General features: G+C 44.0%; 5 protein-coding genes. All 5 read left to right on the top strand.

Going from position 1 to position 6,545, the window contains the following annotated elements; genetic code table 11:
* The coding region (locus tag G614_RS33145; RefSeq protein WP_044918689.1) for an RHS repeat domain-containing protein at positions 1-1,543 on the top strand (1,543 nt) is incomplete at its 5' end.
* Positions 1,543-1,953 (top strand): hypothetical protein, encoded by a 411-nt coding sequence (locus tag G614_RS0123180; RefSeq protein ID WP_027643800.1) that lies wholly within the window; start codon positions 1,543-1,545, stop codon positions 1,951-1,953. The genes G614_RS33145 and G614_RS0123180, both read left to right, overlap by 1 nt.
* A gap of 1,250 nt (positions 1,954-3,203) precedes the next feature.
* Positions 3,204-4,388, top strand: coding sequence for an IS110 family transposase (locus G614_RS0123175; protein WP_080664609.1), 1,185 nt, complete (start codon positions 3,204-3,206; stop codon positions 4,386-4,388).
* A gap of 238 nt (positions 4,389-4,626) precedes the next feature.
* A complete protein-coding gene (locus tag G614_RS0123170) occupies positions 4,627-4,860 on the top strand; it encodes a hypothetical protein (protein WP_027643798.1) in 234 nt (77 codons plus the stop codon).
* Between the two features lie 11 nt (positions 4,861-4,871).
* Positions 4,872-5,426, top strand: a complete 555-nt coding sequence (locus G614_RS0123165; RefSeq protein WP_027643797.1) for a hypothetical protein — start codon at positions 4,872-4,874, stop codon at positions 5,424-5,426.
* The last annotated feature ends 1,119 nt before the right edge of the window (positions 5,427-6,545 follow it).

Raw genomic sequence — 6,545 nt, 5'->3', positions numbered from 1 at the left:
CGAGGTATCCGAGCTGGAGCAGGAACTGATTGACATGATTAAGACCACCGGGAAACAGAAGAATTATGAGCTGGTGGAATATGTCAATGATGTGAACCGCGACCATGTGGAAGTGTTGATGGAGCTGAATATCAATGGTATAATGGATACAGCGTACAGCTACGGGAATGAACGCCTGACCAATGAGCGTTTTACTGGCTGGACCGGCTACTATACCTATGACCCAAGAGGCAGTGTGACAGGTGTGACAGGAAGTGATGGATATATCTGGCAGTCGTACCGGTATAATGCCTTTGGCGACATTACATTTGGAAAGCCGCAGTATAACAATGTATACAGCTACAATGCGGAGAGCTTTAACCCCAATATAGATGCCCAGTATCTGCGGTCAAGGTATTACAGTGTCAAGACGGCCGGATTCATCAGTGAGGACAGCTATCTGGGGAATATCACAGACCCGCTGACCCTGAACCGGTATAATTATGTGAAGAGCAGCCCGTTGAATTATGTGGATCCAAGCGGGAATTGGCCGGAGACGGAAAGCCATATAGTCCGGACGGATCATGTACCAGTAGCAGACTGGAGCAATGCGACCCGAACCTCCAATGCACCGGAGCGCCCATCGTTGGATGACTGGCTAAGCGAGATGGCCGTAAAACTGGCGGTCAGCTCAAAGAAACGGCAGATGGAGCGGGAACTGGAAAAGAACATGAAAGCGGCCCAGGCAGCATCCCAGTCCACCAGTTGTTCTGAAGCGGTGGTGGTGGCGGACAGCGTGCTGAGCTTCCTGCTGAGCATGACGCTGGGAGCCGTTGGAGCGGTCATTGAAAACGGAACTGCACTCGTCCAACTGCCCAAGAACTTTGTGCAGGATGTGACGGGGCAAGCGCGTGATAAGACCATGCTGGACCTGATGCGGGACTTATCAACCAATAGCCTTGGATTTGAAATCGGCCGCCTGATAGGGGACCTGGCAAGCATCATGATAGGCTATCACACCACCCTGCTCGGGCTGGGGACCTTGGTAGCGTCAGGAGCAACCGGGCAGATACAGGTCACGCCGGCCGGCATCGTAATCGTTGCGGAAGGGGTGGCAATCACCATATCCGGAGCATTGGACACGGCGAATGCATTGGGCGCCGTTGAGGTAGAGCTAAGCAAGGCCACCTCTCCAGGAGGCTCTAAGCCGGAGAATGAGGATGAGGGGGAAGCTAATTCTAAATATGGAGATCAGCTAGAGGTGTCTGATCAAAAAATGTATCAACAGGGTCAACACTATAATAAGCATGGTAAAGATATGGGATACGGAAGTAAGAAAGATTATGAAGCTGGAGCACGAAATTTCATAGAAAATAATAAAAGTACAGCAGAAATATTTGAGGGAACATGGAATTCTAGTAGAGGCGGACAGAGTGGTGAAACTCAAATAATTATAAGGGCTGATGGCAAACAGGCAATTATAAATAAAGAGACAGGACAAATTATTGATTTTTATGAAGGAACAAGTTTAGATGGTTTTATTAATGTGAGGCAGGTGCAGTGATGAAAATAGACGATGGTTCAATTGTTCCTGGTGTTGGGATTGGCAACATAAAATTAGATATCACTAGAGAACAGCTATTGAACATTATTGGCTCTGATTTTAAGGAACGATTTAGAGAAAATGATTCGGTGATAGAAGTAGAAAATGCAAGATTTTGGATTGCTGAAGACAATTGTTTAGATCAAATTGGAGTCCAAAAAGATTTTACAGGAAAATATAAAAAGTATATTGGGATTGGGTCTACATTACAAGATATCAAGAACTACATTGGAGAATATATTCAAGTTTATGATACATACGAACTAGAACAAGAAAAGGGAATATGTTTTGAACTAGAAGATGTTGATGATTGGAATGAATTGACAGCACCAATTGAATTTATTTATGTTTTTCGTATAGCTAAACATTGATTTATATATAATACCTGCCCGGCTTTGCCGGGCGATGTTCCCTGGTTGGGTGGCGTCAAGCCACCCAACCTTTAACCAGCACACTTTTCGACCCTGACCATATTGGTTGATTTGGGGAAAAATGCCTCTGTTCCACATTGGCTCAACGAGCCAGAATACTTGCTTCATGGTATCTTTTCCGAGCAGTGTCTTAAAACCGGCACACAGGCCGTCACGGTGCGTCACAGGGCTAAGAGATTGCGGGCCGGAGCCGATTGTTGGCATAGGATTGGGATATCCACCCTGTTTTGCATGAAAAAGTCGGGAATCCGCTGAATATTGTGGTTGAATCAAAGTATTCCCCTGTCAGAAGCCGGAAAACGCCTTAAAACCGTTGGTTTTGGTGAAATCAGCTTTGGCTCGTGACATAAGTTTTTCTGAAATGCAGGAAAATGTTATTCAAAAAATAGGGGTATCCAGCATAACAAATTTGGGATTTTCCAACCGTCAGTTTTCTTGTTTTGAGCGGTAGTTTTAGAGGCGTCGGGTGGCAGGATACGGAACACTGGAAAACTGGGGATCGCCGCGCCACCCATGTAAGACATGTTCCAAAATGCCGATATCGGTATTAGTTTGACCCTTTGAAATTCATGGCGAGTAAGTTTTCAGTAAGAAAAACGCAAGGGAATCGAAATTGACAGTTCCCCCGACGCTATGGTACAATGGCGCACACCCGGGGGTTTAAGGGGGTGGAAACACACTGGAAAAATCTCGGCAAGACAAATACATCGACTGCTCCAAGATGGATCTGGTCGGTGTATTTTTTTCTGCTGTTACTGACCATTGATAAATTTCATGGCTCGGATGCCGTCTTTCAAGCCGCAGACATGTCATCCATTCTTCCTCCTCCAGTCGCTTCATAACGTCTTCGATTTGTATGAAAGTCGATACTACAATGGAACAAATATCTGCTCCATAGATGAAGCACCTTACACAAATCGAAAAAAGAGCCGGGGAAAGACTTGAATCTATCTGTCATCAGAGGTAACATACGACACACTTCCAGAGTGGTTTTTCTCCGGAAGGAATAACCTGTAAAGTTCGTAGGTTGTGGAGATGGATAGGCTTATTCCCCCTTGCGATGGCCGTAGCCAGAAGGCGTAAACCGGCACATAACGCTTATCAGCTGAGGTTGCCGTCAGATTCACAGTTACGGATGGAGACAGGAAAAGAAGGAAGGATGGCATCTGAGAAAAGAAAACATCATCTATGTGGGGATTGACCTGCATAAGGAAACCCACACGGCAGTCATGCTGGACTGCTGGAATACGAAGTTGGGAGAGATTACGTTTAGTAATAAACCATCGGAGTTTCCGCGGCTGATAAGGAAGGTCAGCCGTTTTGTGACAGAAGATAAGACGGCAGTGTATGGTCTGGAAAACGCCTACGGTTATGGACGCGCATTGGCTGTATGGTTGATCGAAAAAGGATTTCATGTAAAAGACGTAAATACTGCTTTGTCTTACGCCCAGAGAAAAAGCGTATCCATGTATCAAAAAAGCGACAGCTATGATGCAGAAGCGGTTGCTCTGGTGCTGATCAATATGTTGGATAAGTTGCCGGACGCGATACCGGATGATAAGTATTGGACGCTGGGCCAGTTAGTAAACCGGCGGGATAATATCTGTACCCATCTGCACAGGCTGAAGAACCAGCTCCATGAACAGCTATGGATGGCGTATCCCAGCTATAAGCAGTTTTTCAGCGATATCAGCCGTGCAACGGCACTGTATTTTTTTAAGGAATACCCATCACCGGACCATCTGCTGGGAAAGACAGCGGAAGAACTGGCAAAGGAACTGCGCCCGGTCAGCCACAATAACTGTTCGGTTAAACGTGCAGAGAAAATATTGAATCTGGTAAAAGCTGATGGCGAGACAAAACGGGAGCATCAGGAGAGCCGTGATGTCATAACAAGAAGTCTGGTCAGCGATTTGGAGCATTACCGCATCCAGCTGGAAGAAGTAAACGAGGCAATTGAAACCTTACTTCCAGAATTTAACTGCACCCTGACCACCATGCCGGGAATTGACAGGATAACAGCAGCGAATATACTGTCAGAGATAGGCGAAATCACCCGCTTTCCCAGTGCGGATAAGCTAGCGAAGTTCGCAGGGATAGCGCCAGTCAATTTTTCATCGGCAGGAAAAGGGAAGGATATGTGCCCGAAGCAGGGAAATAGGCGTTTACAGGCAATCTTTTACTTTATGGCAATCCAGATGATACAGATTTCAACAAATGGGACTCCAAGAAATAAGGTATTCCGTGAGTATTATTTGAAACGGGTTGCGGAAGGCAAAAATAAACAGCAGGCATTAATCTGTGTATCCCGGCGTTTGGTAAATATCGTGTATGGAATGCTGAAAAACCATACAGAATACCGGGAGCCGGAGTAATAAAGTCTGTTGGTTATGAACAGTTTATGCTAAGATAGAACTGGAAAAACACAACGATTGGTTTACCACCTTTTCCAAAAGAACAGAGAAAAAAGTGCGAAAGTTATAAGCTGGATGACTCAGTGCCAAGGGGGATTCTGAGGCTAAGGTATCCCAAAATAAATTAAAGCATATAAATAACCGTCATAATCCTAACAGCTATGCTCAACAGATAAAAAATAAGCCAGAGGCTGATGTATTGAAAGATTTAGAAAATAAGTCATTCTTTAACAAAGATTGGAGCAAAGCACAAATAGAAGATACGGTAAATGCAGGATACAAAGAGGCACTGGAAAGAGGAGTCTCTTCAGGACAATATACATTTTCTTACGGTGGTGAGAATGTGACTATTGCATTGGAAAACGGAGGGATAAAGACAGCATTTGGAGATTATAAGTATACATATCAACAATTATTGGAGTTGCTAAAGTAGGTGATTAATTAATGTTTAAAATTAGTTTTAGGGTTGTAGATGATATTCAATTATTGAGTTCAATACCAACAAAAATGTTTGATGATGAATATGACCAGATTTTAGGATTTTTTCAAATTACCTTTGGAGGTCATCAAGAAGGTTCATATTATCACGAAAATCAATTAAAGGAAGACGAGGAAGGGAGTGAATTATTAGATTATTGGTTTGATAAAATATTACAAGTTGTCATCTTGTTGGCTTCAGAATCAGATTATGTTGCATTTAAAGAAATTGAAACCGTTAACCGATGGATTGATTTTACAAGGAGAGGTGATAATATTTTTATCAATGTTGCGGTAGACGATAATTGTCGAAACAATAATTTGATAATAACTGAGAAATATCAGTTTTCTTACATTGAACCCTTGAATTATGTAGTGCCATATCAGGAAGTGAAATGTCAAATTTTGGAGGTGTCAGAAAAGTTTCTTACAGAGCTAAATCAGATAAATCCAAATTTGTGTAAAACAAAAACATGTAAAGCATTACAACAAAAAATAGATATAATTAAGATTAAGAGTTAAACAATTTGTCTATGTAAAGATATTCGCCCGGCTTTGCCGGGCGATGTTCTCTGGGCAGGTGTCATTAAGCCACCTGCCCTTTAACCCGCACACTTTTCGCCCCTGGTCATATTGGTTAATTTGGGGAGAAATACCTCTGTTCCACATTGGCTCAACGAGCCAGAATACTTGCTTCATGGTACATCTTTCCGAACCGGGTCTTAAAACTGGCACACAGGCCGTCACGGTGCGTCACAGGGCTAAAAGATGTTGAGCTAGAGCCGCTTGTTGGCATAGGATTGGTATATCCACCCTGTTTTGCACGAAAAAGCCGGGAATCCGCTGAATATTGTGGTTGAATCAAAGGATTCCCCTGCCAAAAGCCGGAAAATGCCTTAAAACCGTTGGTTTTGGTGAAATCAGCTTTGGCTGGTGGCATAAGTTTTTCTGATATGCAAGAAAAAGTTATTCAAAAAACAGGGGCATCCAGCATAACAAATTTGGGCCTTGCCACCCGGCAGTTTTCTCATTTTCAGCGGTAGTTTTAGAGGCGTCGGGTGGCAGAATACGGAACACTGGAAAAACTGGGTACCGCCGAGCCACCCACGTAAGACACGTTCGACCCTTTGAAATTCATGGCAAGTAAGTTTTCAGTAAGAAAAACGCAAGGGAATCGAAATTGACAGTCCCCCTGACGCTATGTTACAATGGCGCACACCCGGGGGTTTTAAGGGGGTGGAAACACACCAGAAAAATCTCAGCAAGACAGACACACCGGCCACTCCATGATGGATCTGAACGGTGTGTTTTCTTTCTGCTGTTATAGGCTGTTGATAAATTTCATAGCCCGGACGCCGTCTTTCACGCCGCAGACCTGTCATCCATTCTTCCTCTGTCATCCGCTTCATAATATTTTCAGCTTGTGCGGAAGTCGATACCACAATGGAACAAATATCCGCTCCATAGATGAAGCACCTTACACAAATCGAAAAATGGACCGGGAAAAAACTTGAATCTACCTGTCACCAGAGGTAACATACGACACACTTCCAGAGAGATTTCTCTCCGGAAGGAATAACCTGTAAAGTTCGTAGGTTGTGGAGATGGATAGGCTTATTCCCCCTTGCGATGGCCGTAGCC

The organism is [Clostridium] clostridioforme AGR2157, from assembly GCF_000424325.1.
Taxonomy (GTDB): Bacteria; Bacillota; Clostridia; order Lachnospirales; family Lachnospiraceae; genus Enterocloster; species Enterocloster clostridioformis_A.
The sequence above is the reverse complement of the archived record's forward strand: the minus strand, read 5'-3'. Positions and strand labels throughout refer to the sequence as shown.